The 24,296-nt window shown below is 41.2% G+C and carries 30 protein-coding genes, 1 tRNA gene and 2 riboswitches; of the genes, 22 read left to right on the top strand and 9 right to left on the bottom strand.

From position 1 onward, the window contains the following. Positions 1-86: 86 nt before the first annotated feature. The 4 genes from C6348_RS06915 (at position 87) to C6348_RS06900 (ending at position 5,018) form a co-directional block, all read left to right on the top strand. On the top strand, positions 87-2,006 hold the full coding sequence (locus tag C6348_RS06915; protein WP_106036863.1) for an LTA synthase family protein: 1,920 nt from the start codon (positions 87-89) through the stop codon (positions 2,004-2,006). Between the two features lie 86 nt (positions 2,007-2,092). Beyond that, the gene (locus tag C6348_RS06910) at positions 2,093-3,217 is read left to right on the top strand and encodes a M14 family metallopeptidase (RefSeq protein ID WP_106042410.1); all 1,125 of its coding nucleotides are present in this window, start codon (positions 2,093-2,095) and stop codon (positions 3,215-3,217) included. Positions 3,218-3,372: 155 nt separating this feature from the next. Further along, a complete protein-coding gene (locus C6348_RS06905; protein WP_106042409.1) occupies positions 3,373-4,626 on the top strand; it encodes an MFS transporter in 1,254 nt (417 codons plus the stop codon). Positions 4,627-4,703: 77 nt separating this feature from the next. Next, on the top strand, positions 4,704-5,018 hold the full coding sequence (locus C6348_RS06900; protein WP_034662003.1) for an MTH1187 family thiamine-binding protein: 315 nt from the start codon (positions 4,704-4,706) through the stop codon (positions 5,016-5,018). A 25-nt stretch (positions 5,019-5,043) separates the two neighbouring features. Here C6348_RS06900 and C6348_RS06895 read toward each other — a convergent pair whose 3' ends face one another. Beyond that, on the bottom strand, positions 5,044-5,217 hold the full coding sequence (locus C6348_RS06895) for a DUF2759 domain-containing protein (protein WP_003217333.1): 174 nt from the start codon (positions 5,215-5,217) through the stop codon (positions 5,044-5,046). Between the two features lie 157 nt (positions 5,218-5,374). Here C6348_RS06895 and C6348_RS06885 point away from each other — a divergent pair, with 157 nt between their 5' ends. Then, positions 5,375-6,013 (top strand): MBL fold metallo-hydrolase, encoded by a 639-nt coding sequence (locus tag C6348_RS06885; protein WP_106042407.1) that lies wholly within the window; start codon positions 5,375-5,377, stop codon positions 6,011-6,013. A gap of 48 nt (positions 6,014-6,061) precedes the next feature. Here C6348_RS06885 and C6348_RS06880 read toward each other — a convergent pair whose 3' ends face one another. Beyond that, positions 6,062-6,304 carry a DUF2626 domain-containing protein gene (locus C6348_RS06880; RefSeq protein WP_003217440.1) on the bottom strand — a complete coding sequence of 81 codons (243 nt, stop codon included), beginning with the start codon at positions 6,302-6,304 and terminating at the stop codon, positions 6,062-6,064. Positions 6,305-6,517: 213 nt separating this feature from the next. On the opposite strand from C6348_RS06880, the gene C6348_RS06875 reads away from it, so the two are divergent. Then, the gene (locus C6348_RS06875) at positions 6,518-6,898 is read left to right on the top strand and encodes a Spx/MgsR family RNA polymerase-binding regulatory protein (RefSeq protein WP_007501232.1); all 381 of its coding nucleotides are present in this window, start codon (positions 6,518-6,520) and stop codon (positions 6,896-6,898) included. 55 nt (positions 6,899-6,953) lie between these two features. Here the strand turns inward: C6348_RS06875 and C6348_RS06870 are convergent. Beyond that, positions 6,954-7,024, bottom strand: a tRNA-Gln gene (locus tag C6348_RS06870). A gap of 98 nt (positions 7,025-7,122) precedes the next feature. On the opposite strand from C6348_RS06870, the gene C6348_RS06865 reads away from it, so the two are divergent. The 9 genes from C6348_RS06865 to C6348_RS06825 all read left to right on the top strand — a co-directional run bounded on the left by C6348_RS06865 (position 7,123) and on the right by C6348_RS06825 (position 12,386). Next, on the top strand, positions 7,123-7,995 hold the full coding sequence (locus C6348_RS06865; protein WP_106042405.1) for an STAS domain-containing protein: 873 nt from the start codon (positions 7,123-7,125) through the stop codon (positions 7,993-7,995). 177 nt (positions 7,996-8,172) lie between these two features. After that, positions 8,173-9,243, top strand: a complete 1,071-nt coding sequence (gene comGA / locus C6348_RS06860; protein WP_034661296.1) for a competence type IV pilus ATPase ComGA — start codon at positions 8,173-8,175, stop codon at positions 9,241-9,243. After that, complete coding sequence (gene comGB / locus C6348_RS06855; RefSeq protein WP_106042404.1) at positions 9,224-10,264, top strand: competence type IV pilus assembly protein ComGB; 1,041 nt, start codon at positions 9,224-9,226, stop codon at positions 10,262-10,264. The genes comGA and comGB overlap by 20 nt, the downstream gene beginning before the upstream one ends. Positions 10,265-10,280: 16 nt before the next feature. Continuing rightward, entirely contained in the window at positions 10,281-10,574 is a 294-nt protein-coding gene (comGC, locus tag C6348_RS06850; RefSeq protein ID WP_003217322.1) for a competence type IV pilus major pilin ComGC, read from the top strand. Next, entirely contained in the window at positions 10,567-11,013 is a 447-nt protein-coding gene (gene comGD / locus C6348_RS06845) for a competence type IV pilus minor pilin ComGD (RefSeq protein ID WP_106042402.1), read from the top strand. The genes comGC and comGD overlap by 8 nt, the downstream gene beginning before the upstream one ends. After that, positions 10,997-11,314 (top strand): competence type IV pilus minor pilin ComGE, encoded by a 318-nt coding sequence (comGE, locus tag C6348_RS06840; RefSeq protein ID WP_034661291.1) that lies wholly within the window; start codon positions 10,997-10,999, stop codon positions 11,312-11,314. The genes comGD and comGE overlap by 17 nt, the downstream gene beginning before the upstream one ends. After that, positions 11,253-11,753, top strand: a complete 501-nt coding sequence (gene comGF / locus C6348_RS06835; protein ID WP_034661289.1) for a competence type IV pilus minor pilin ComGF — start codon at positions 11,253-11,255, stop codon at positions 11,751-11,753. The genes comGE and comGF overlap by 62 nt, the downstream gene beginning before the upstream one ends. After that, positions 11,750-12,133, top strand: a complete 384-nt coding sequence (locus C6348_RS06830; protein ID WP_034661288.1) for a competence type IV pilus minor pilin ComGG — start codon at positions 11,750-11,752, stop codon at positions 12,131-12,133. The genes comGF and C6348_RS06830 overlap by 4 nt, the downstream gene beginning before the upstream one ends. A 58-nt stretch (positions 12,134-12,191) precedes the next feature. Then, positions 12,192-12,386 carry a YqzE family protein gene (locus C6348_RS06825; RefSeq protein WP_024718846.1) on the top strand — a complete coding sequence of 65 codons (195 nt, stop codon included), beginning with the start codon at positions 12,192-12,194 and terminating at the stop codon, positions 12,384-12,386. A gap of 33 nt (positions 12,387-12,419) precedes the next feature. On the opposite strand, the gene C6348_RS06820 is transcribed toward C6348_RS06825, so the two are convergent. After that, positions 12,420-12,698: a DUF3889 domain-containing protein gene (locus C6348_RS06820; protein WP_223249903.1), complete on the bottom strand. Its 279-nt coding sequence runs from the start codon at positions 12,696-12,698 to the stop codon at positions 12,420-12,422. 299 nt (positions 12,699-12,997) lie between these two features. Between C6348_RS06820 and tapA the strand changes: the two genes are divergently transcribed. From tapA to tasA, 3 genes are read left to right on the top strand one after another with little or no spacing between them, the layout of a single operon-like run. Then, the gene (gene tapA, locus C6348_RS06815; RefSeq protein ID WP_106042400.1) at positions 12,998-13,525 is read left to right on the top strand and encodes an amyloid fiber anchoring/assembly protein TapA; all 528 of its coding nucleotides are present in this window, start codon (positions 12,998-13,000) and stop codon (positions 13,523-13,525) included. Positions 13,526-13,576: 51 nt separating this feature from the next. Further along, a complete protein-coding gene (sipW, locus tag C6348_RS06810) occupies positions 13,577-14,149 on the top strand; it encodes a signal peptidase I SipW (RefSeq protein ID WP_106042755.1) in 573 nt (190 codons plus the stop codon). Positions 14,150-14,206: 57 nt separating this feature from the next. After that, a complete protein-coding gene (tasA, locus tag C6348_RS06805) occupies positions 14,207-15,007 on the top strand; it encodes a biofilm matrix protein TasA (protein WP_034661283.1) in 801 nt (266 codons plus the stop codon). Between the two features lie 67 nt (positions 15,008-15,074). Here the strand turns inward: tasA and sinR are convergent, their stop codons facing one another. The 4 genes from sinR to C6348_RS06785 form a co-directional block, all read right to left on the bottom strand. Next, positions 15,075-15,410, bottom strand: a complete 336-nt coding sequence (gene sinR / locus C6348_RS06800; RefSeq protein ID WP_095285385.1) for a transcriptional regulator SinR — start codon at positions 15,408-15,410, stop codon at positions 15,075-15,077. A 33-nt stretch (positions 15,411-15,443) separates the two neighbouring features. Further along, on the bottom strand, positions 15,444-15,608 hold the full coding sequence (locus C6348_RS06795) for an anti-repressor SinI family protein (RefSeq protein ID WP_003217357.1): 165 nt from the start codon (positions 15,606-15,608) through the stop codon (positions 15,444-15,446). Positions 15,609-15,790: 182 nt separating this feature from the next. Beyond that, positions 15,791-16,588 (bottom strand): YqhG family protein, encoded by a 798-nt coding sequence (locus C6348_RS06790; RefSeq protein ID WP_034661279.1) that lies wholly within the window; start codon positions 16,586-16,588, stop codon positions 15,791-15,793. Between the two features lie 14 nt (positions 16,589-16,602). Further along, on the bottom strand, positions 16,603-18,273 hold the full coding sequence (locus C6348_RS06785) for a DEAD/DEAH box helicase (RefSeq protein ID WP_106042398.1): 1,671 nt from the start codon (positions 18,271-18,273) through the stop codon (positions 16,603-16,605). A gap of 250 nt (positions 18,274-18,523) precedes the next feature. After that, a riboswitch (glycine riboswitch) is annotated at positions 18,524-18,631 on the top strand. Between the two features lie 3 nt (positions 18,632-18,634). Continuing rightward, a riboswitch (glycine riboswitch) is annotated at positions 18,635-18,730 on the top strand. 104 nt (positions 18,731-18,834) lie between these two features. Between C6348_RS06785 and gcvT the strand changes: the two genes are divergently transcribed. Genes gcvT through gcvPB form a run of 3 tightly spaced genes read left to right on the top strand, consistent with a single transcriptional unit; the run spans position 18,835 to position 22,745 of the window. Then, positions 18,835-19,932, top strand: a complete 1,098-nt coding sequence (gene gcvT / locus C6348_RS06780; RefSeq protein ID WP_106042396.1) for a glycine cleavage system aminomethyltransferase GcvT — start codon at positions 18,835-18,837, stop codon at positions 19,930-19,932. 16 nt (positions 19,933-19,948) lie between these two features. Continuing rightward, entirely contained in the window at positions 19,949-21,295 is a 1,347-nt protein-coding gene (gcvPA, locus tag C6348_RS06775; RefSeq protein ID WP_106042394.1) for an aminomethyl-transferring glycine dehydrogenase subunit GcvPA, read from the top strand. After that, a complete protein-coding gene (gene gcvPB, locus C6348_RS06770) occupies positions 21,288-22,745 on the top strand; it encodes an aminomethyl-transferring glycine dehydrogenase subunit GcvPB (RefSeq protein WP_106042392.1) in 1,458 nt (485 codons plus the stop codon). The genes gcvPA and gcvPB overlap by 8 nt, the downstream gene beginning before the upstream one ends. A 44-nt stretch (positions 22,746-22,789) precedes the next feature. Here gcvPB and C6348_RS06765 read toward each other — a convergent pair whose 3' ends face one another. Continuing rightward, positions 22,790-23,170, bottom strand: a complete 381-nt coding sequence (locus C6348_RS06765) for a rhodanese-like domain-containing protein (protein ID WP_024718853.1) — start codon at positions 23,168-23,170, stop codon at positions 22,790-22,792. 220 nt (positions 23,171-23,390) lie between these two features. On the opposite strand from C6348_RS06765, the gene C6348_RS06760 reads away from it, so the two are divergent. Further along, positions 23,391-24,227 carry a lipoate--protein ligase family protein gene (locus C6348_RS06760; RefSeq protein WP_003216009.1) on the top strand — a complete coding sequence of 279 codons (837 nt, stop codon included), beginning with the start codon at positions 23,391-23,393 and terminating at the stop codon, positions 24,225-24,227. The last annotated feature ends 69 nt before the right edge of the window (positions 24,228-24,296 follow it).

Genomic DNA, 24,296 nt, shown 5'->3' with positions numbered 1-24,296 from the left:
GATATAGTTTAGTTATTTTTGAAGAAGCACCAATAATTAGGGTATTCCCTAACTTGAGTGCATGCTTAGAGCATAAGGAGGTTACAATGCGAAAGAAAAGATTAAAGGCGATTTCATTTTTACTGATTGCGACATTGTTAATGTGGGTCAAAACCTATGTTATCTATAAATCTAGCTTTAATATTAAAATAGAAAATTTCATGCAGGAGTTTATCCTGTTTATTAATCCGCTTAGCTTTCTCTTGTTTATCTTCGGTATCGGTTTATTTATGAAAGAAAAAAATCGCAATCGATATATCATCGTGATGAGCTTTATCCTGACATTCATTTTGTTAGCTAACATTGTGTTTTATCGATTCTATAGTGACTTTCTAACCATCCCCGTCCTATTTCAAACAAACAATATGGGTGACCTCGGTTCAAGTATTACCTCTTTAATTGAACCAGTCGATTTTCTGATGTTCGTTGATATTATGATTTTAATGTGGCTCTATAAAAAGCAGCCTTCCTTTAGAACGGATGTCACCATTTCACGAAAAGAACGAGCAGCTTATTATTTATTTGTGGCAGCCACTTTCTTCTTTAACCTTGGTTTGGCTGAAACAGAAAGACCAGAACTGCTCACTCGCTCATTTGACCGTGAGATGCTGGTGAAAAATATTAGCTTATATAATTTCCATATTTATGATGGAGTGTTGCAATCGAAGCAGTCTGCTCAACGAGCCCTTGCTGACAGTAATAGCTTAACGGAAATTGAAAACTATGTAAGCGCAAATCAAACCGACCGTAATGAAAAGACGTTTGGTCAAGCGAAAGGGCGAAATGTCATTCTTGTCTCCCTAGAGTCTACTCAGAGCTTTGTGGTCAATGAAAAATTAAATGGGAAAGAAATTACCCCATTTTTAAACAAACTAATCAAGAAAAGCTACAACTTTACTAATTTCTATCATCAAACAGGTCAAGGGAAAACATCGGACTCAGAGTTTATTGTTGATAACTCTCTCTATCCACTTGGAAGAGGGGCTGTGTTCTTCACAAACCCAAGCAATGAGTATACAGCCACACCTGAGTTGTTAAAGGATGAGGGGTATCACTCTTCTGTTATTCATGCGAATAACAAAAGTTTCTGGAATCGTGACCTGATCTACGATAGCTTTGGCTACGATAAGTTTTTTGATATTAAATCATTTGATGTGAATGAAGAGAACTCAGTTGGCTGGGGCTTGAAAGATGGTCCGTTCTTTGAACAGTCAGCGGAATTGATGAAATCGATCCCGCAGCCTTTCTATACGAGATTGATTACATTAACGAATCACTTTCCATTTGATCTAGATGAAGAAGATAAGCTCATTGATGAATATGATTCTAAGAGCAAAACGTTAAACAAGTTCTTTCCTACAGTGCGTTATCAAGATGAGGCGCTGAAGATTTTCTTTGAAAAGATGAAGGAAACAGGTTTGTACGAAAATTCCATCTTTGTTTTATATGGGGATCACTATGGAATTTCAGAAAACCATAACGAAGCAATGGGACAATTTTTAAATAAAGAGATTACGCCATTTGAAGAAGTGCAGCTTCAAAAAGTCCCGTTTGTTGTACACATTCCAGGGATCACAGATCAACATCCAAAAGAAATTGACACGGTAGGCGGTCAAGTCGATATCCGTCCAACTATACTCAATCTTTTAGGAATTGATACAAGTAAACAGATTCAATTTGGTCATGATCTTTTATCAAAAGATAAGAATGACTTTACCGTGCTTCGTGATGGCAGCTTTATTACGAAGGACAGTGTTTTCACAGATGGAGTTTGCTACAATAAAGAAACGGGTGAGCCAAGAGATGATGAGACCGTTTGTCAGTCTTATGAAGAGAAGGCAAAGCAAGAGCTCCAATTCTCTGATCAAATCATCTACGGTGATCTCCTTAGATTTTATGACCGGAACAGCCCGGACCATTCTCCATCCAAAAAAGAAGATGAAACGAAGCTGAAAAAGGCGTCCTAACATATGAGAAAACCTCTGCTATTTTTAGATGCAGAGGTTTTCTTTTTTTGTCTGCCGGCTCATATAGTATGAGAGGAGGGATGTAAATGAAGACAACGTCGTTTGGGAAAATTGAATGGCAGCTGGATGAAGCGGGAAAGGATAATGTGGCAAAACAGTTAGGGATAGGGAATGCGGCTTTTCATTTATCCAATCAAACAAGCACTGATCACCTTCTTTTACCGGGATATAGACTTCCGGAAGGCATCCATTCATTTTCTTCCATAGGTGAGCTGCAGAAATTTATTGCGCCTTACAGGCTGCAGCAATCCGATGATTGGATCAATGGAACCTTTGAATATGATAGTGCTCAATTAGAAGAAGAGCTGAGCCGCTTGAAAGCCGCATTTCCTTTTCTTCAAATCAGCATAATAGGTCATTCAGTGCTTGATACACCTATTTATGAAATCCGAACAGAGCCTGTTCAGCATTTACATTCTATTCATTTGAATGCCTCTTTTCATGCAAATGAATGGATCACGACGTCTGTTTTAATAAAATGGCTGAAATCGCTGTGTTTAGCCGCATCTGACCCGGTGCAAGCAAGACATCATGAAGCCGTTCATATTCTGCGAACCACAGCTCTCTCCATCGTGCCAATGGTGAATCCAGATGGCGTAGACCTCGTTCGGAATGGACCTGAGTCACTAGGTCTCAGCAGTGAAGAATTCACATCGCTACATGGTGGATATGCTGATTATCAGGAGTGGAAAGCAAATATTCGAGGGGTGGATTTGAACAATCAATTTCCAGCTTATTGGGAGATCGAATACTACCGTCATGAGCCTAAGGCACCGTCCAATCGGGGTTTTCCAGGGCGCGAGCCGTTAACAGAACCTGAAGCGAAAGCGATGGCAAATCTAGCGTTACGAAAACGCTTTGACCGGCTGATCGCTCTCCATACACAAGGAGAAGAGATATACTGGGGCTTTCTTGGCCACGAACCTGCCATCTCAAAAGAAACGGTCAAACGATTCGAGCAAGTAAGCGGCTATAAACCGGTTCAATATCTTGACAGCTATGCAGGCTATCGCGATTGGTTTATTTATCAATTTCACAATGAGGGCTATACAGTCGAGCTTGGATTAGGGAAAAATCCTCTTTCCATGAATCAATTTGATTCCATCTATGAGAAAACAAAGCGGCTGTTATGGGAAGCATGTAAGTGTTAAAAAGCACCTGTCAGGTGCTTTTTACATTTGAACGTGAATCAATTTCTTATTGTCAATAAAAATAATGTTAGAGCAATTGACGGAGGCCGCCTTGTGAGCTATTGTGAAAAGTACGGATGTAAAAAAAAGGATATGTTTTAGGGAGATGTCGAACATTGAGTGCTCAAAGCCTGTGGAAAAGGAATTTCACTTACTTATTTATTTCTAAAATGTGCAAAATAACAGCTGATAGTTTATCTTTCAACACCATCTTGTGGCTTTTAGTACTAGGCGGGAAAGGGGCAATTGGAACAGCTTTTTTTATTGCGGTCAGCTTTGTTCCGCAAGCCATTGTTGGGCCGCTGATTACCCCAATGATGAAGCCGCATCAATTGAAATTTTGGATGTGTTTTGCTGATTTAACAAGAGGAGCGATAATCCTTGTGATCGTGGTCAGTTACTTTTATGATTTCACGCCATTAGCACTTGTGATTGGCTGTATGCTGCTTCATTCGGCGACTGGTGGCTCCTACGAACCGGCGTCCGTATCAATTATTCCAAAGCTTGTCCATGAGGACCTCATACAAAAAGCGAATGCAACCATCCAATCAGCAAGTCATGTGGTCAGGCTTGTGACGGTAACGATTTGTGGTGTCATGATTGCATTTGTAGGGGTAGGATATACAATGCTTGTGATCATTCCTCTTTATCTCTTGTCCGCTTTATTGGTATTAATGATTACATATGAAACAGAAGTCATCATCGATAAAGCCAAAAAAGGGTTATCATACGGCAAAAGATTAATTCGGGGATTTTCACTTGTTAAAAGGCATCATATTTTGTTTCCATTGGCGATTTTTTGTGTCTGTTCAAACTTCGCTGCAGCACCATGGGAAGCATTGTCTGTTATTTATTTAACAGAGGATTTACATAGTGGACCAGTTATCTATTCATTTATTAAAGTCACAACGGCACTAGGTGCCTTCTTGATGGGGTTTGTTTTGACAAAGGTAAAAGTGAACCGGTATGGGCTGCTGTTTATAGGTGCCGGGATCGTTGATGGAATCTCGTTCTTCATCACAGGCATGAACGCATTTTTACCACTTGTGTTTATATCAGCCTTTGCTTTAGGGGCTGCCATCAGTGCAGTCAACGTGCCTGAACATACAATGATTCAATTGTCAGTAAAAGCAGAGGATCAGCCGCAAGTGTATGCGATTATCAACATGATCTCCTTCTTCATGATTCCGTTAGGCGCTCTCATTGGCGGCTATATGGCGACACTATTTGGGTCTGGGTATGTCATTGCGGCTGGCGGCATCATTGAAGCTGTGTCAGGGATATGCCTGCTTCTATTCACAAAGATTGGGAAGGTAGAGAGGGCGGATTTGACGATAGAACGAGACAAACCTTCTTTAAATGCAACGTGAGCATGGCATGATTGATTGTGAATAGGTTACAATGAGGACGAGAAAACATGAGGATTCAATGGAAAGGGGCAAGAAACATGGCCATAGCAGATGTGACCATCATTCCAATAGGTACTGAAACACCAAGTGTCAGTGCTTATGTAGCAGATGTACAAAGAATTTTAGAAGGCTTTCAAAAAGAAGGGAAAATTAATTATCAATTAACACCAATGAATACGTTAATTGAAGGTGAATTATCTGTTTTATTTGAAGTCATTCAGCGCATTCATGAAGCACCTTTTGAAAAGGGATTGCACCGCGTAGCGACCAATATCCGAATTGATGACAGGCGGGATCAAACCACAACGCTTACAAGTAAAATAGAAAGCGTGAATAAGCACTTGAATCAATAAAAAAAGCCTGCTATTTGCAGGCTTTTTAATGTGCGGTTGGATAACCGCTATAGATGATGGTCATGACAGTAAACCATCCAAAAACCAAAAATGTCGCGCCAGCAAAAGCGATGGCAAGTACGTTCACTTTTTTAAGTGAGCGATAGATCCCGAGTGCAGCTAAAATCGTGACTAGACCAAAAATAATGACGAGCATCATGTGAAAGTCCCCCTTTGTCATCAATCCCCTTGATTTCCTTTCTTTTCATTTTAACCGTTTTCATAAAGCTTGTCGAGTAGATTCCAGTTTACGATTGTTTGAATTTTTATTGTGTAGCCTTCATAATAAAAAAGAATGAATAAAGTAGGTGATGAAAATGAATTGGAGAAGAATGCCACTAGGCTATGTACAAGCGAATGCGTATATTTGGAAAAATGAGCACGGAGAATGCTTAATCTTTGATCCAGGCGGTGAAGCACAAAAGCTGATTTCCTATATAAAAGAAAAACAGCTCACACCGCTTGCTGTCTTACTGACACATGCTCATTTTGATCATATCGGTGCGGCAGATGAGGTGCGTGCAGAGTGGGGAGTGCCACTCTATGTACACGAGAATGAAAAGGAATGGCTGACGAACGCTGAATTAAACGGTTCAGCTCGATTGATTGGGAATGGAATTACGGTCAAAGAAGCAGAAAAATTAATTACGTCAGAAGGAACTCTTCAAATTGGATCGTTTACATTAGAGATGTTCCATACACCTGGGCATTCACCAGGCAGTGTGTCTTACTATTCGGCGGAAGAAGGATTTGTGATTTCTGGTGACACGTTATTCGAAGGTGGCATCGGGAGAACAGATTTAATAGGGGGCAGTCAAGAAGTGCTGCTTCAATCGATTCATAACAAATTGTTGTCATTACCAGAATCAACTCTTATTTTAAGTGGACATGGCGGTGAAACCACTGTACTCACAGAGCAGGAGCAAAATCCGTTTATCAATGGTTTTTCTCTTTAAACACAGGTATGAAAAAAGCATCTCTTTTTAAAGAGACGCTTTTTTCAATTAATGTCCGGTACCGGGAACCATGATGAAGATCGAATAATATGTAAATCCGGCAAAGAAAATCGTCAAGTACGCTCCGAAAATGTAAATATACATTCTTTCGGATAAATTCAAGTAGGATAAAAATACAAAAAGAACGGTTTGACCGAAGAACAGCAACGATGCATCTTTCATATGCCCTAAATAGAACATGACAGCAAAAATACCCGTCCAAAAGCCAAGCACGCGGAACATGCGATTCATTTCTTTCCCTCCCCTTAAAAAAACCCCTTTGATTCATATTATAGCTGATCACCACTTGTTATGTAAACATTTACATTTTTGACACCGTGTGAACATTTATTTTACAATTAGAAAAAATTTTTTTGAAAAAGTGATCAAAACGTGTTTATGCCGAAATACATGAGGGTACTTACTCCATAAGAGAAAAGGTTAACGACCTAAGGAGGAAGACTAATGAGTGACATTACTTTTTATTCATACCCGAGCTGCACGTCTTGCCGCAAAACAAAACATTGGCTAAAGGCGAATCAAATTGATTTTAAAGAGCGTCACCTTTTCAGAGAAACGCCAACCCTAGATGAATTAAAAAAGATTCTTTCCTTAACAACAGAAGGAATGGATGAAATTTTAGCCACACGAAGCCAGGCTTTTAAAAGCTTAAATTTAAATATTAATGATTTAAAAGTAAACGAGGTTCTTCAGCTTCTCATTGAAAAACCAAAACTGCTCCGGAGACCAATTATCATTGATGGAAATAAATTGGTAGTAGGCTATAATCCCGGGGAACTCATGAAAATATCAAAAAAGAAAGCGATTCATCAATCGGTTTCCTAATAAAAAACGAAGATCAGCTGAAACATTCTTCAGCCGTCTTCGTTTTTGTGCTGAACTGGGCTAGCTGGGTTCGAACCAACGATCACGGAGTCAAAGTCCATTGCCTTACCACTTGGCTATAGCCCAATATCAAACGTGTAATGATATTGTTCACCATCTGCGGTCATTTATACATAAAAGTTGTATGTCACTAGTTTTAAGTGAAAAAGGAGCGGAAGAAGTAAATGAAAAATGAAAAATCTAAGCAATTATATGAATTTATCCTAAAAGAAGCCCCTGTCATGACCGAAGAATGGCTGAAAACAAGAACAGAAGAAGGCTCATTATATTCCAAACATGCTTCAGAGGAAACGGAAATGAAGCTGAAGGAACAGAACACAGCGTTTATTCAAACCATTGCAGCAACGCTTGTGACGCTGTCAGACAAAGTAGAAAATCATTTAAAAAAATGGTCTGTTGATATTGCACGTGATCGAGCCGTTCACGAGGTGCCTTTATATGAAATCATTGGACAATTTAAGATATTCCGTCAGATTTTCTGTTCGAGAATCGAGAAATTCATACTAGAAACCGAGCTTGAAGTGACGCTCCAAGATGTGTGCGGGTGGAATCAGCATTTTCATTCCACGTTTGATAATATGATCGAGCGTTTATTAGAAGAATACGACCGTGTGACACTGAGTCAGCTAAATGCACAAAGAGAGATGATTCAGGAACTGAGTGCTCCTGTTATTCCAGTTTCAAAGGAAATTGGGATTTTGCCGCTCATCGGAGAGATTGATACGTACCGGGCCAAAATTATTCTAGAATCCGTACTAGAACAGGCTTCAAGACTGCGTCTAACGCATTTGTTTATTGATATATCAGGCGTACCGGTCGTTGATACGATGGTTGCTTATCAGCTCTTTAAAGTGGTGGATAGTGCGAAGCTTCTAGGAATCGAGACGATTATTTCAGGCATCCGCCCAGAAATTGCTCAAACCGTCGTGAAATTGGGCATTGATTTCTCAAAAGTAAATACTGAACACAGCCTTGCAAAAGCTTTAGAAAAAAGAGGATTTCGTATTTTTGAAGAACAGCCGCAAGAAGCCACATGACCAAAAAACCTGCACTTGTAAAAGTCAGGTTTTTTTATATGCTCTTTTTTAAAAAACCACGTTTTCCATCGCAAGCTGATGATTTTTTCGCATGATTAGTCGTTAAAATGATAAAATGCTCTTTTGTCAGACAGGTTCCTCCAACTTACAATATGGTCAGAGAAGGGAGTGAACCATTTGTATGGTATTGAATATTTGGGACAAGAGCTGCTAGAAGAAGCATGCCGCATGAGAGCATCTGATGTGCATATTGTTCCAAAAGAAAAGGAAGCGTCGGTATCTTTCCGCGTAGACTCAGATTTAATTCAGCAGCGAACCATTGATAAAAAAAGCGGCGAGCGGCTCATTGCTCATTTTAAATTTTTATCATCCATGGATATAGGGGAAAAAAGGAGGCCGCAAAATGGGTCACTAGCTGTGATGCTAAGAAGCGGCCAGGTGTTTATTCGGATGTCTACCTTACCAACTGTAAATGATGAGAGCTTAGTGATTAGAATATTGCCGCAGGATCATGTTCCAAAAATAAAACATCTGTCACTATTTCCGAAAGCCTCCACCAGGTTATTATCATTTTTGAATCATTCGCATGGGCTGATTTTATTTACCGGTCCAACAAATTCAGGGAAAACAACAACCCTTTATTCATTAATCCAGTTTGCAAAAAAGAATTTCAACCGAAATATTATTACACTTGAAGATCCTGTGGAAACAAGAAATGAAGAAGTGTTACAGGTTCAAGTGAATGAAAAAGCCGGCATCACATATGCCGCAGGATTACGTGCTATTTTAAGACATGATCCAGATCTGATTGTGCTAGGAGAAATAAGAGATGCCGAAACGGCCCGAACGGCAATTAGAGCAGCACTGACAGGCCATTTAGTGATGAGTACGCTCCATGCGAAAAATGCAAAAGGAGCCCTTTATCGTATGCTTGAATTTGGTGTCACAATGAATGAACTCGAACAAACGATGGTTGCGATTGCTGCGCAGCGATTAATCGAGCTCACCTGTCCTTTTTGCGGAGAAACATGTCAGCTTTACTGTAAATTAAATCGACCGGTCAGACGAACAAATGTATTTGAACTGCTGTTCGGAAAGGAGCTCGGTGAGTGTATCAAGGAGGCTAAAGGAGAATATGCTCACTCGTCATATGAAACACTGCAAAGATTAATTCGTAAAGGAGTGGCACTAGGCTATTTATCGAAAAACACCTATCATCGCTGGGTTTATGAAGAAGCAAGCCTCTAAAGCATGGTCTAAAAAGGACCAAGCGGAATGTCTATCAAAACTTGCTCAATTGATTCAGGCTGGATATACAGTGATTGAGGCATTAACGATGGTGAATATCCAGTTGTCGAATGAGCAGCAGCAGCAATTAACACCGGGCATTCAGTGGCTGCTTGAAGGGGAGCCTTTTTATGTGGTGCTGGAGAGACTCCAATTTCAGCGGGAAGTCATTGCCATATTAAGTTTCTCCGAAAAGCATGGCAGTCTAGCACAAGCACTTGAACAAAGCGCGCGGTTTTTAGAGAAAAAAATCAAACAGGTAGACACGTTTAAACGCATGTTACGTTACCCGATCTTCCTCATCTTTACGGTTTTGGTCGTGCTCATACTCGTTCAGCAAATGATCATTCCTCAATTTTCTCTCTTGTACTCCTCGATGGATACCCGAATGTCATGGCTGATTCAAGGTATGTTTGGACTTTTTCAATTGCTGCATGTTTCTCTCCTCCTCATCGGCTGTGTGTGTATCTGTTTGACCGGATACTATGCTGTCTTTTTTAGGAAAAAGTCCACCCTTGAGAAGCTGAGGGTGATAAGCAGGTTTCCTTTTTTATATAAAGGAATGCGGCTGTTGCATACGTACCTTTTCTCTCTTCAGTTAAGCGGACTGCTTCAAGCTGGATTATCGATGTACGAGAGCTTGCAAGCTTTTAAACAGCAAAGCTACTTACCCTTTCTTCAAGAAATATCAGAACAGATGATTGAAGAGCTAAGAAAAGGAGAAAGCATGGCACATCAAGTAAGTTCGTCTCCTTTTTTCGAGAAACATTTTGCAGCCGTCATCGAGCATGGTGAAGCGAGCGGGATGCTTGCAAGAGAAATGTACACGTACAGCCAATTTCTATTAGAGAATGCAGAGCTGAAAATTGAAAAATGGATTTCGTGGCTGCAGCCGGTTATCTATGGTGTGTCAGCACTTCTTATACTCATTGTGTATCTATCTATTCTTTTACCAATGTATCAACTCATGGAGCAAGTGTAAGAAGGAGGACAAAGACATGAATGATAAAGGATTTACCCTGTTAGAAATGTTAATTGTCATGCTCGTGATTTCGATTCTTTTACTTATTACCATTCCGAATATCACTCGTCACCACCAAACGATTCAAGCAAAGGGCTGTGAAGGGCTTAAATCAATGGTGAGCACACAGGTGATGGCATATGAATTAGAGCATGATGGCAAGACACCATCTTTAGCTGAATTAGAAAAAGAAGGCTATGTCAAAAAGGGATTAACGTGTCCTAATGGAAAAGCGATTGTCATTCAAAACGGCCATGTGAAGCATGAATAAATTGATTTTTCATGAGAAGGGTTTTACCCTCATTGAACAGCTAATGATCTTACTTGTTCTATCGATTCTATTGTCGATCATAGGAGGAAAAATCCCAAATTTAATAGAAGGCGCTGAAGCCAAAAGACAAGTGAACATCATGAAACAAGATTTTCAATTGGCTGCTTATACTGCATTTATCAAAAAAACACGTGTGTATGTTGAATTCCATCCGCCACATGTATCGTATCAGGTAATCGATCAAAAGGATGGCGAAGCCATTGCTTCTTTTCAGCATCAAAAGGGAAGCATTAAGGCTTCTACATTTCCACAAGGTATCTATTTTAATGTAAACGGACATCCAAGCAGCGGCGGGTCTCTCATCATTCAATTTGGCAGTCAAACGTATAAACTCACGATCTATTTAGGAAGCGGGCGAATCCATGTTCAAAAACAATAGAGGGTTTAGTACGATTGAGGCGCTGTTTGCTTGTCATATCTTCCTATTTGCAGCCCTTGTGCTCATGCCAGCCTATGAAAAAATCATGATAGGGAAAAATGAAGTAAGAGCCAAACTTGAAGCTTACCAAATCTTGCATGAACAGATGAATGAATCGTTCATAGATGGTACAAAACCTTCTGTCAAAAAGAAACGAGGCGACGTCACATATGTATTCAATTGGAGTAAAGAGAAGGGGTGTGTATCATACAAAATACAAAAAAAGCAGACCATATGCTTTCACCATGTTGCTGAACGGTGAACAAGGTTTTACCCTTGTCCAGGCTTTGTGGCAATTACAGCTATTTTTGTTCCTTTCTTTTGGCTGTGTACTAATCTTTTCTACAGCTGAGAAAGCCCGTCCTTTTGAAGAGATTAACCGATTTTCACAAATGGAGTGGAAACAGACTGTCCTGCAATTAGATGAGGAATTAAGCCGTGCAACGGCTGTTAGATCGGTGCAAGGAGGTAAAGCGTTAGAGTATGTATCTGATCAAGGGCGAGTGGTAACGATTGAGCCATATCAAGAGATGCTTCGGAAGCGAATGGATCAAGCAGGCCATCTTCCTTTATTGCAAAAGGTGAAAGAATTTCGTGTCAGAACGAATCAATATAGAGCCATCCTGAAAGTCACAGATGAATCTGGTAAGGTGTATGAAGCCGTTTTTTTCATATATAAAGGGGTGGTTCCTACATCGTGAAAAGAGAAGGAGGATTTATCTATCCGCATGTACTGGCTGCGATTCTATTTTTTCTCTTGATCCTAGGATCAATGACGATAGGGTTTCAAAAAGAGCTGAGAAGTGCAGAGCTGACGATTTCTTTTTATAAAAAACAGCAGCTTTTCAGGGTGGGGGCGAGTGAAGCTGCCCGTACATTACATCGTTTGTGTGAAAAGCAGCATACCCATATTGACACTGAAGAAGGCCGCGTGACATTGAAGCAGATGACATGCGATCAAAAGAAAAAGCGTATCCTCATGTTAGTCAGTGTGAAAACAAAGGATGGTTTATCAGATGAGCGGGAACTGGTGCTGGATTGGAAGACCCGTGAAATCATGAAATGGGCAAACCCTGAATAGCCAGTGTATAAAATGATCCTCTTCTAGGTAACACTTGAAGAAAGAAGAGGTGAATGTGTTGAAAACCAATGACTATGTAAAATATATGACGCAGGAAATCATTAAATATATGAATACACCACGTGACGAACGGAAGGAACATAAACAAGAGAAAATGGAAACGAAACCGCCATTTTCACAGCGTTTATTTGGGGTTCTGCCGTTTGGGTTTTCAATGATGTTAAAAAAACGTCAGCGACATCGACGAAAGTAAAAAGCCGCCAGCAGGCGGTTTTTTTATGCCCCTTTAGCTGTATTCTTCCACAACAATCACTTTATTGACCTTGTTTGAGTAAGGGTTATAAGAAATAGTGACAAATACCCCAAATTCTTTGGTGTGGTCTTTTAACGTAATATGATACTGTTTCACAGATTCCTTCTCACGATGACGGTCCCATACTTTTTGTTTGAATAAGACTTGTGCCAGCGGATATCGTTTCTTTGCTTCTTTGACTGCCCGTGTTTCCCATTGATCTGCGGCGGCAGTGAAACCTTTCGCATCAGCAGGATTGGCGTCGTGTATCATAGGGCTCAACAGTAAACTGAGCATGATTATCATCTTTCCATATTTCACTTCACATCACCTCACCTGTTATTATTCTGACCAAATGCTGCACTTTTATGTAAATTTTTAAGAAGTACAAATGTCACACAAAAAATTATTGAATACGGCGAAAGAATGAGAAAATGGAAGAATTTTCTCGTAATGTTTCTTGTTTACGAACAAAATGGACTAATTTGACGTTTTGGGTTTTATAGGTATTTCCTTATACTGTATGTAATCGTTCTTATTAAAGAACAATCGTTCAAGGAGTTGGAGAATGAATGAAACAGTCGCTCTTTGTACTCTTTTGTGCCATTTGTTTGATTTTCACATCTCTTTTGATCTCAACAACGAACGCTTCTTTTAACAATGTTGAGCACTCAAACTTTGTCATGAAAACATGCGAAAATTTTGAACAGACGGATCAGCATTGTCAGCCTACCAAATGGGATAGAAGTCATTTGGAACTCATCGATCAAACGATGAACAAAGGAACAGTCTGCGCGCCTCAAAAGCTGAGCATGACACTAAAAAATAGTGGACAACCTATTGCACACTCTGAATGGAAATGGGAATTACATAAAGTAAAAAGTGAGCAGAAGCCGTTACAAGATGGTCATATTCTTGAAAAAGGCTCTATACAGTCCCTTCTTTCACAAGAAACAACGACTGTCACGACAGATAAAGCAAAAACGAAGGGAATCTATGCATTTAAAATCTATTATCCTAAAGGTTTTGGTGGATCTGAAGAAGCATTCATATGGTCTAAACATATGCAGCTCGCAAAGTGTCAAGAAAAGGCATCCTAAATGGAGCTGTCTTCTAAAGGAAACAATGATAGGCGAAGGGGAGAAGAGGTCATGAAAAAATGGATGAAGATGTCTGGAAGTATTCTTTATGTGGTGGTGTTCACGGTGATGATTGCATGTATTATTGTCGTATTGTCTTCAAGAACTACTGGGGGAGATCCTCAGATTTTCGGTTATCAATTCAAGCAAGTATTATCTGGATCTATGGAACCGGAATTTTCGACTGGCTCACTCATTGTCGTAAAAGAAGTGACTTCACCGGAGGCGCTTAAAAAAGGAGATATTATCACGTTTCAAACGAAGCAGGACCAGTCTTATGTGACCCACCGAATTGTTGGGGTGAAAGGAAAGGGAGCAAATAAAGCCTTTGAGACGAAAGGTGACCACAATATGTATCAGGACGGCACGCTAGTAAAAGCGGATCAGGTGGCTGCGCAGTATACGGGTGTGAACATTCCTTATGCAGGAAAGCTTATTTCGTATGCAGGGACTTCGGCTGGAACTGCGTTGCTGCTCATTATACCAGGTGTGATGCTGCTCGTTTATTCCACTCTTCATTTTGTGGGCGCTGCAAAACACCGAAGACACACGGCTGATTTACATATGTCAGAGGAACAAGCTTAAATTTTCGTTTGTAACCTAATTAGGTTTCAATAAAACAATTTATTAGGGGGTTCATTCATGGCAAAGAAAAGATCAATTCGTTTAGGTGTATTATCAGGGGCTTTAGGCCTTGCATTAATCGGCGGGGGGACATGGGCGGCGTTTAACGATGTAGAAAAGGCAAACGCGGTCTACTCGACAGGAGAGCTGGATTTATCAGCAAAAGAGAACTCCGGCGCCATCAACCTTGCGAACTTAAAACCTGGTGATCGGATCAAGAAAGAATTTCATTTTGAAAATAAAGGATCGCTTGCGATCAATCAAGTGCTGATGAGTCTTGATTACAGCCAGTTTCAAGACGGAGCTTCCGCGAAGAATGGCGGTAAGAATACAGCTGAAGAATTTCTCAGCCAGTTTCAGGTGAGTGTTCTTACGGTTGGAGCCGAAGGTGGAAATGGTTATCCGAAAAATATTATCTTAGACCATGCAAACCTGCTTGACTTGCATCAACTAACGTCAAAACAGGATCAGACCGCATTTGAAAAGCTTCGTCATGCCGTCGATGAGAAGTTTTTACATGAAAGTGGGAAGATTAATGTAGCAACTGTTGATGGAACAGTGGCTCCAGAGTATGACGGCATTCCAAAGAACCCGTTTGATTACGATAAAATGGAAATGATCATTGAATTTGTCAATGACCAGACGAAGGATAAAGCTGGTCACTATATCCAAAATAAATACCAAGGCGATGCGATTCAAATTGATCTTTCCTTCGAAGCGACTCAGTGGAATGGTTTAACGATCAATCCCAAAAAGCATACGGATGAAAAAGGCTACGTGAAAGAAAACGAAAAAGCACACAGCGAAGATAAAAAATAAAGCCAGTCTTTAGACTGATATCAAGCTCTGCATAGCAATTGGAGGAGTATGCGCTAAAATGTGCGCTTTACTCCTCTTCTTGATTTTTTTTCCAGATTTGATAATCTAAAAATTCACGAAATTGCTTTTTCGAAACCCCTGATGTCATTGCATCTCGAACTAGTTTTTCCCATTCACTATCTAATTGACCATCGTATTCGGTTTCATCTTTTTCGTGTAACAGTGTATGAACCGAGACGTCCAGAACAGCGGAGACTTTTTCAAGAAATTGAATGGAGGGGTTTGTTTGCAAGTTTCTTTCTATTGAGCTTAAATAAGACTTCGCTACCCCAGCCTTTTCGGCCAGTTCTGATAGTGAGTAGCCTTTTTCATTGCGGTATTGTTTAATACGCTGGCCAATCAATGTCATCACCTTCCTTTCGATATTATAGCACATTCAGAAAGGTTTGATAGAATGACTTCTTACCAGAGGGTGAGACTCAGAGGACTTTTCACTTGATTTGAGGAATTGACGGACTTCTTCAACTGTTAGCCCTGCTTTACGAGCTTCAAGTAATAATTGAACCCATTCACTGTCTAATATGTTCGTTTTCTTTTCCATACAAATACCCTCCTAAAATACTGAATCATGTATTTCAGGCACTTAACGCATGAAATGGAAAGACACAGGTGGTAAGACCTCATAGTTTGCTTGCGTCATTTTTCCGCCCAATACAAACAGACAAACGTTGCTTTTGGCTGATCGAAAATTGTATGTCACATGAAAGGGAGGGGACCTATGGGTCAACCTCCTCTTTTTTGCTGTAAGTAAAAAAGTCCGCCATTTTCAATCGTAAGACTGATTTTTGGTTCGTATAAAGTTTTGAGTGCTTGTCTTTCTATTTCATATTCTACAGATGTGTCTGAAGTCCCTTCATAAAATTGGTTTAAAAGTTCAGTGTCTTCTTTCCATTTTTGAACAGCTCTCACCGCCCAATTGTCTGGTTCCTCATGGGCGTAACGCTCCATTAGACTATAGAGCCGTTTGACTCCGCTTTCTGGCTTGATCATTGTACTCATTGTAAAGCAATAATCGGGAATTTGAGATGACAGCTCACGGGTTTCCAGCTTTTCTTGAAATTGTTCAACGACTTCTCCGCGTATTAGATGAAGTCCTAGTGATAAAAGCTTATCCTTCTTTCGATCTGCGAGATAAGAAATTTTCACATTGAGACCAAGCCATGGCTCGAGTGCGATCTGGTTGTTCGTGAGCGGAGTGACTCGTTCATAGAGACGGATAAAACGGCCCTGCTGTTTGACAGCTTCAAATATTTGAAATAAACGAGGGGAGCCGAAGTGGATAAATTCACCCTCAATCGTATCATCCACTTTTTTTTGATCGGTGATGAGGGTCAATTGCCGCGGCTCTGGTACACCACCAGTTTTTTCAAGCCAGTGCCAATAAAAAGGGCGGTTCATAATCAATTTATCCATATCGATGGTTAGTTGTACGGTCATATGTCCTGCACTTTCTTCTAGTATGTCGCATTGATTTGCCTGAAAGAAACGGAGAAGAAAGGTATGTATGTCACGCTGCTCCATTGATCAACTCTCCTTTATGAGCCTTGCTGTCTTTTTTCTAAAAGTGGTGTTTTTGCTTCTGATAAATAGGAAGCAAACTGGGTTAATTTCTTTTTCATGTCTCCGTCTGATTCGTGCTGAAAGAGAATCTGATGTAGTTCTGTTTCGGCATCTTTGATATCTATTCGCGTTAAAATATCATCTAGATCGCCAATGACGTTTTCAAACAGCTGAATTTTTTCATATAAAAGCTTTAAGATATGTTCCTCAACGGTTCCGTTTGTTGCCATATTGTAAATGTGGACATCTCGCTCTTGTCCAAGGCGGTGGATACGTCCAATTCGCTGTTCTAGACGCATCGGGTTCCACGGAAGATCGTAGTTGATGATTTGGTTACAAAACTGAAGGTTGATTCCTTCGCCGCCCGCTTCTGTCGCAATTAACACTTGCGCCCGTTCTCTAAATAAATCTTTCATCCAATCTTTTTTGCCCCGCTTAAAGCCGCCTCGAAAAGGAACGGAGCTGATGCCATTTTGCTGAAGAAACCATTGTAAATAAATTTGTGTCGCGCGGTATTCGGTGAAAATAATGACCTTTTCATTTAACTGCTGAATAAGCTTGACGACTTCAAGCGCCTTTGTGTTTTGCTGAACTTGATTGATTTTCTCCATAATTTGCGCTATAGCAGAGGATCCAAGGATATGTTTTTCATCTTCCTGCATTTTTTTAATTGTCATATAGACCGCCTCGCGGCTTGAACAGCATTCTCGTTCCAAGGTCATGATGGAAAACATGTGCTTTGCATAAGACGGGTTCTCTTTCAGCTTGCAGATTTCATCATATAAAGCTTGTTCCGTTGGAGAGAAATCAATGGAAATCGTTTTGACATGCCGTTTTGTCCACTCGATGCCCGTGTCTCGCCTTCGGTTACGAATCATCACTTTATTCACAAGCTGTTTTAATCGGTCGTGGTCTTCAAGCTGTAAATCCTTTTTGGCAAAGACATCTTTAAACTGATGTTCATTCCCGAGGTGGCCTGGCTTCAGAAGGGAAACGAGATTAAATATTTCTCCGATACGGTTTTGGATAGGTGTCGCTGTCAGCAGCAGGCAGAATTTCTTATTTAGATTTCTCACAAATTCATAGTTTTTCGTTTTATTGTTTTTCAGTTTGTGTGCTTCATCAATAATGACCATATCGTAGGCAATTGATAAAATGGTGTCTCGATGCGGCTGTCTTTTGGCTGTATCAATGGAGGAAACCACGACGTCACACTGCTCCCACACGTAGCTCTTTTTTTGTTCAACAGCATCAATGTAAAATTTCGTCCGCAGCTCCTGTACCCATTGAGACACAAGGGAGGCGGGGACAAGTATGAGAATTTTTTTTGCAAGTCCACGAATCATGTATTCTTTGATAATGAGTCCTGCTTCTACGGTTTTTCCAAGTCCCACTTCATCTGCTAAAATGGCTTTTCCATTCATCTCTTCTACGACTCTTCTGGCTACTTCAAGCTGATGTTTTAAAGGCGTGAATGCAGGCAGGTGCGCGGGAGCTTGCAGTCCTTCAAATGAATCAATGGCTGTGACTTTTTGGACCTGCGTCGCTAAACGGTACATTTCCCAGTTCGCCCAGGGGCCGTCTGCTGCAAGCCGCTGCTGAAATTCACTTGCCCATTCCTGATCAAAAATCGTTTGAATATTCAATGTGATCGCCTGCCTTTCTAATAGGTTAATGATAAAATTGTTCTGTATTTAAACGCTTCATTTTTTAAGAGGTCTTTAAAAGACTAGATATATGAATAAAAGCGAACGATAGTGAATGTTTGTTTAAAAAATGTTAATGATTTTTCTGTTGCTCTTCATCCGTTTCTAATGGTAGGATGTTGGTAAGTGATCTAGAAAATAAGTCACCCATTTTGATAGTATGTCCAATAAATGTGAAGAATATGAGCGGATGATGGTATGGGGAGAGACTTGGCGGTTATTTAGCACTGGCAGGCGCCGAAGGAGCAAGCTGAATCGTTTCAGTGAATCTCTCAGGCAAAAGTACTCTTACCGGACGCAACTCTGGAGAGTGTTTGCTCATCGTTTTTTAGCAAACCACCAAAGGGGAAAACGCACAATGATGTTGTGCTGTAAACTTTCAGGTGCAAGGACAGAGACTTCTTTTTGATAAAAGGGAGCGCTCTGTCCTTTTTTGCTGTGATTTTTTTCTGAAAATTCAGCTTGTGATCTGCACTGAAAGAAAAAAGGGGGAAACGATTGATGTTGAAACGAACACCGCTTTTTCATGCGTATGAAACGTTTGGCGCAAAAACCATTGACTTCGGGGGCTGGGAATTACCTGTCCAATTTTCTTCCATTAAAGAAGAACATGAAGCTGTTCGAACAAAAGCAGGGCTTTTTGATGTGTCTCACATGGGTGAGGTGGAAATCAAAGGTCAAGATGCCCTTCCTTTTTTACAAAGGTTATTAACCAATGATGTGTCTAAGCTGACAGACGGTAAGGCACTATATACAGCCATGTGCTATGAAGATGGCGGGACGGTGGATGATCTGCTCGTCTATCAAAAAGAAAAGAACAATTATCTGCTTGTCATTAATGCATCAAATATTGAAAAAGATGTGGATTGGCTGCTTCAGCACCAAGGTGAGAACGACGTATTGATCCAAAATGTCTCTGATCAAATCGCCTTGCTAGCCCTTCAAGGACCTCTTGCTGCTGACATTATGAAAGATGTGGCGGATGAAGAGGTGACATCTCTCAAGCCATTTACATTTTTATCAAAAGCTGAGGTCGCTCAAAAAGAAGTGCTTGTTTCAAGAACGGGCTACACAGGGGAGGACGGCTTTGAAATCTACTGCCAGTCAGAAGATGCAATCCACATTTGGTCGGCTTTATTAGAAGCAGGCGAGCCAAAAGGGTTAATACCGTGCGGGCTCGGTGCACGTGACACCTTAAGATTTGAAGCAAGACTTCCGCTTTATGGCCAGGAGCTGACAAAGGATATCTCTCCATTAGAAGGCGGGATTGGCTTTGCTGTCAAAACGGATAAAGAAGCCAATTTTATTGGCAAAGAAGCGCTCAAAAAGCAAAAAGAAGAGGGAGCGAAGCGAAAGCTTGTCGGCATTGAAATGATCGATAAAGGGATTCCGCGCACAGACTATCCGGTCTTTTCAGGAGAAAAGCAGATTGGGGTTGTCACAACGGGCACACAATCCCCAACACTAAAGAAAAATGTCGGGCTTGCTTTGATCGAATCTTCTCAGGCGCAGCTTCAGGCAGAGGTGGAAGTACAAGTTCGCAAAAAACGTCTAAAAGCTAAAATCGTCTCGACACCATTTTATAAAAGAGCCAAATAATGAGGGGGAATAGAGGATGAAGCACAGGTATCTGCCGCAAACAGAGCAAGATCAAAAAGAAATGCTGGATGTCATCGGCGTTCAGTCGATTGATGAGCTTTTTTCAGATATCCCAGAAAAAGTGAGATTTAAAGGAGCATACAACATTAAACCAGCCGCATCTGAAACAGAGCTCGTAAGGGAATTATCCCGATTAGCTGCAAAGAATAAAGATACGGTTTCCTATGCATCGTTTCTTGGTGCCGGTGTATATGATCATTACCAGCCTGTTATTGTTGATCATGTCATCTCACGTTCTGAATTTTATACAGCATACACACCTTATCAGCCGGAGATTTCGCAAGGTGAATTACAGGCCATTTTTGAATTTCAAACAATGATTGCTGAGCTGACGGGTATGGATCTTGCTAACTCCTCGATGTATGATGGCGGGACGGCATTAGCTGAAGCGGCGATGCTCGCTGCGGGACATACAAAAAAGAAAAAAGTGGTTGTTTCTGAAACAGTTCATCCTGAATCAAGAGCAGTGCTAAAAACATACGCCAAAGGACAGCACATCGAAGTTGTTGAAGTGCCTGCAAAAAAAGGGCAGACGGATCTAGTAGCATTAGAGAAGGCCGTCTGCGACGATACAGCAGCAGTTCTTGTGCAATATCCAAACTTCTTTGGTGTCGTCGAACCGTTAAAAGACATTGAACCTATTGCGCATAAAGGGAAAAGTCTGTTCATTGTCTCAAGCAATCCGCTTGCACTCGGGTTACTGACGCCGCCAGGAAAACTTGGGGCAGACATTGTCGTTGGTGATGCACAGCCGTTTGGCATTCCAGCAGCGTTTGGCGGACCGCATTGCGGATATTTTGCTGTGACGAAAAAGTTGATGCGAAAAGTGCCAGGTCGTTTAGTCGGGCAGACAGAAGACGAAAATGGTGTTCGTGGGTTTGTGCTGACCCTTCAAGCGCGTGAGCAGCATATTCGGAGAGATAAAGCGACGTCCAATATTTGTTCGAATCAGGCATTAAATGCATTAGCCGCTTCCGTTGCCATGACAGCACTCGGAAAAACAGGCATCAAAGACATCGCCTATCAAAACGTGCAAAAAGCCCACTATGCGAAGAAGCAGGCAGAAGCATATGGACTGCTTGCTGATGTAGAAGGGGCCCATTTTAATGAATTTGTGATCAAATTACAAGAGCCTGTGAAAGAAGCCAATAAACGATTGCTTGAAAAAGGAATCATCGGCGGCTATGACTTAGGGATAGACTACCCAGAGCTTCAACATCACATGCTTGTCGCCGTAACAGAGCTAAGAACGAAAGAAGAAATTGATACGTTCATTAAGGAATTGGGGGATCGCCATGAATAAACAAGATCAGCCGCTTATTTTTGAATTATCCAAAGAAGGAAGAATTGGTTATAGCCTGCCTGATTTAGATGTACCTGAACAGGAGATCCCGTCTTTATTTGATGACACGTATATCCGTCATGAGGATGCTGAGCTTCCAGAAGTATCTGAGCTTGATATCATGCGTCATTATACAGCATTATCAAGACGTAATCATGGGGTCGATTCCGGATTTTATCCTCTTGGCTCTTGTACGATGAAATATAATCCGAAGATTAATGAAAAGGTCGCACGCCTTGCAGGCTTCGCGCAAGTCCATCCACTACAGGAGGCAGGCACTGTGCAAGGTGCATTAGAGTTACTCCACGACCTGGGTGCTCATCTTGAAGAAATTACGGGGATGGACGCTGTGACATTACAGCCTGCGGCAGGAGCACACGGGGAATGGACAGGACTCATGATGATCCGTGCGTACCATGAAGCAAGAGGAGACCATAAGCGAACAAAAGTCATTGTGCCTGATTCTGCCCATGGAACGAACCCGGCATCTGCGACAGTGGCCGGATTTGAAACCATTACCGTCGCATCTGATACGAATGGGCTTGTTGATTTAGAGGACCTGCGCCGTGTTGTCAATGAAGAAACAGCTGCTTTAATGCTGACGAATCCGAATACACTCGGTCTATTCGAAGAAAATATTTTAGAAATGGCTGAAATCGTTCATGGAGCTGGCGGTAAGCTTTATTATGACGGAGCCAACTTGAATGCCGTTTTAAGCAGAGCAAGACCGGGGGATATGGGGTTTGACGTCGTTCACTTAAATCTCCATAAAACCTTTACAGGTCCACATGGAGGCGGAGGCCCTGGTTCAGGTCCTGTAGGCGTCAAAAAGGATTTGATCCCATACTTGCCAAAGCCGGTGCTTGTGAAGAAGGAAGGCCGCTTTTACTTTGATGATGATCGACCAGAATCAATTGGCCGCGTGAAGCCGTTCTATGGCAACTTTGGCATTAACGTCAGAGCATATGCGTACATTCGCTCTATGGGTCCAGACGGCTTAAAGGCTGTAACTGATAATGCCGTGTTAAATGCGAACTATATGATGCGCCGCTTAAGTGCTCATTTCGATTTGCCATTTGACCGTCACTGTAAGCATGAATTTGTTCTTTCAGGTAAACGTCAGAAAAAATTAGGTGTGCGGACACTCGATATTGCCAAACGATTACTTGATTTTGGCTATCATCCGCCAACGATCTACTTCCCGCTCAATGTAGAGGAATGTATCATGATTGAACCAACTGAAACAGAATCAAAAGAAACTCTTGATGCCTTTATCGAAGCGATGATTCAGATTGCCAAAGAAGCAGAAGAGAATCCAGAAGTGGTACAGGAAGCGCCGCATACGACGGTCGTCAAACGAATGGACGAAACAAAGGCCGCGCGGAATCCAGTCCTCGTTTTTGAAAGATAAAGAAAAAAAGACTCAGGGGGATCACGCTCCCAGAGTCTTTTTTGTTAGTTCTTCGTTTTGATGCGGCCGCCCCATTTTTTAAAGCCGCCTTTTAAATTATAAATCTCACGACAGCCGTTTTTACGTAAAGTTTGAGCTGCTTTTCCGCTTCTTAAATTGTTTTGGCAATAGAGATAAACAGGCTTGTCAGGACGAATTTCATTTTTGCGCTGCTTTAGCTGGGAAAGGGGGATGTTTCTTGCCCCTAAAATATGTCCGCCTTCAAACTCATTTGGCTCTCTCACATCAATGAGTTGAGCTTTGCGGTAACCTTTAATAAATTCTGCTTCCGTCAGCGTTTTCATAATGCGCTGCTGATAAATGTAGCTGCCGATGGAATAAAGAACGAAAAGTCCACAAAGTGAGAGGACGATATAGTTGAATATTGACAATACAACTCGACTCCTTCTTGAGCATCAGCACAGTAGCCTGTCTGATGGTACGTTTTAGACAAATACTATTATAGTAAAGCAAAAGAAACTTGTCATCATAAATGGTAAGAATTATTTTCAATTCGTTCCCTATTTGATAGACTGATGAAGAGAGAAAACCGGTGGCCATCACCATCATCTAACATTGACTACGTAAAAGAGAAGGGATTTTTATATGCAAAAAGAGAAATGGTGTTTCATTGATACAGGAAATCAAGACCCTGCCTTTAACATGGCAATGGATGAAGCCTTGCTTTATTGGCATAGTGAGAAGCTCATCCCGCCTGTCATCCGTTTTTATGGATGGAATCCGGCGACATTGTCTGTTGGGTATTTTCAGCATGTTGAAAAGGAAATCAACATGGAAGCAGTCGAGCGCTATGGTCTTGGGTTTGTCCGCAGACCAACTGGAGGGCGGGGGGTTCTTCATGATCAGGAGCTGACCTACAGCGTGATTGTGTCAGAGGAACATCCAGAAATGCCAGCGACGGTGACAGAGGCATACCGCGTCATTTCAGAAGGCATTTTAGAGGGCTTTAAAGAACTGGGACTCGATGCATATTTTGCCATTCCTCGTACAGATAAAGAAAAAGAAAGCTTAAAAAATCCAAGATCGTCTGTATGCTTCGATGCTCCTTCCTGGTATGAGCTTGTCGTAGAAGGCAGAAAGGTAGCAGGCAGTGCTCAAACGAGACAAAAAGGAGTGATCCTCCAGCACGGCTCCATCTTAATTGACCTTGATGAGGACAAATTGTTCGATTTATTTCTTTATCCAAACGACCGTGTGAGAGAGCGGATGCAGCGGAGCTTTAAAAACAAAGCGGTCGCCATCAATGAAATCTCAGACCGAACTTGTACAATAGACGATGCGCGTGTTGCGTTTAAACGAGGATTTGAAAAAGGGTTAAATATTGAGCTTGTGCCTTATGAGCTGACAGATGAAGAATTAGCGTTTGTCCATCATCTCGCCAAAACGAAATATGCCTCAGACGAGTGGAATTACAAGCGTTAAGACAGTGGACACTCCTTGTTTTTTAATGGGCGATGGTGTAGAATTGTTATGATTATTAAGTAAAGGTGC

This window comes from Bacillus sp. YBWC18 (assembly GCF_002998775.1).
In the GTDB taxonomy this organism is placed as follows: domain Bacteria; phylum Bacillota; class Bacilli; order Bacillales; family Bacillaceae; genus Bacillus.
This window is presented reverse-complemented; position numbering and strand designations above follow the sequence as displayed.

Coding starts and splice junctions, on each gene's coding strand:
- C6348_RS06915 (WP_106036863.1), top strand. CDS start 87: ATGCGAAAGAAAAGATTAAAGGCGATTTCATTTTTACTGATTGCGACA.
- C6348_RS06910 (WP_106042410.1), top strand. CDS start 2,093: ATGAAGACAACGTCGTTTGGGAAAATTGAATGGCAGCTGGATGAAGCG.
- C6348_RS06900 (WP_034662003.1), top strand. CDS start 4,704: ATGGCCATAGCAGATGTGACCATCATTCCAATAGGTACTGAAACACCA.
- C6348_RS06895 (WP_003217333.1), bottom strand. CDS start 5,217: ATGATGCTCGTCATTATTTTTGGTCTAGTCACGATTTTAGCTGCACTC.
- C6348_RS06885 (WP_106042407.1), top strand. CDS start 5,375: ATGAATTGGAGAAGAATGCCACTAGGCTATGTACAAGCGAATGCGTAT.
- C6348_RS06880 (WP_003217440.1), bottom strand. CDS start 6,304: ATGAATCGCATGTTCCGCGTGCTTGGCTTTTGGACGGGTATTTTTGCT.
- C6348_RS06875 (WP_007501232.1), top strand. CDS start 6,518: ATGAGTGACATTACTTTTTATTCATACCCGAGCTGCACGTCTTGCCGC.
- C6348_RS06865 (WP_106042405.1), top strand. CDS start 7,123: ATGAAAAATGAAAAATCTAAGCAATTATATGAATTTATCCTAAAAGAA.
- comGB (WP_106042404.1), top strand. CDS start 9,224: ATGAAGAAGCAAGCCTCTAAAGCATGGTCTAAAAAGGACCAAGCGGAA.
- comGC (WP_003217322.1), top strand. CDS start 10,281: ATGAATGATAAAGGATTTACCCTGTTAGAAATGTTAATTGTCATGCTC.
- comGD (WP_106042402.1), top strand. CDS start 10,567: ATGAATAAATTGATTTTTCATGAGAAGGGTTTTACCCTCATTGAACAG.
- comGE (WP_034661291.1), top strand. CDS start 10,997: ATGTTCAAAAACAATAGAGGGTTTAGTACGATTGAGGCGCTGTTTGCT.
- C6348_RS06820 (WP_223249903.1), bottom strand. CDS start 12,698: ATGATACACGACGCCAATCCTGCTGATGCGAAAGGTTTCACTGCCGCC.
- tapA (WP_106042400.1), top strand. CDS start 12,998: ATGAAACAGTCGCTCTTTGTACTCTTTTGTGCCATTTGTTTGATTTTC.
- sipW (WP_106042755.1), top strand. CDS start 13,577: ATGAAAAAATGGATGAAGATGTCTGGAAGTATTCTTTATGTGGTGGTG.
- tasA (WP_034661283.1), top strand. CDS start 14,207: ATGGCAAAGAAAAGATCAATTCGTTTAGGTGTATTATCAGGGGCTTTA.
- C6348_RS06795 (WP_003217357.1), bottom strand. CDS start 15,608: ATGGAAAAGAAAACGAACATATTAGACAGTGAATGGGTTCAATTATTA.
- C6348_RS06790 (WP_034661279.1), bottom strand. CDS start 16,588: ATGGAGCAGCGTGACATACATACCTTTCTTCTCCGTTTCTTTCAGGCA.
- gcvT (WP_106042396.1), top strand. CDS start 18,835: ATGTTGAAACGAACACCGCTTTTTCATGCGTATGAAACGTTTGGCGCA.
- gcvPA (WP_106042394.1), top strand. CDS start 19,949: ATGAAGCACAGGTATCTGCCGCAAACAGAGCAAGATCAAAAAGAAATG.
- gcvPB (WP_106042392.1), top strand. CDS start 21,288: ATGAATAAACAAGATCAGCCGCTTATTTTTGAATTATCCAAAGAAGGA.
- C6348_RS06760 (WP_003216009.1), top strand. CDS start 23,391: ATGCAAAAAGAGAAATGGTGTTTCATTGATACAGGAAATCAAGACCCT.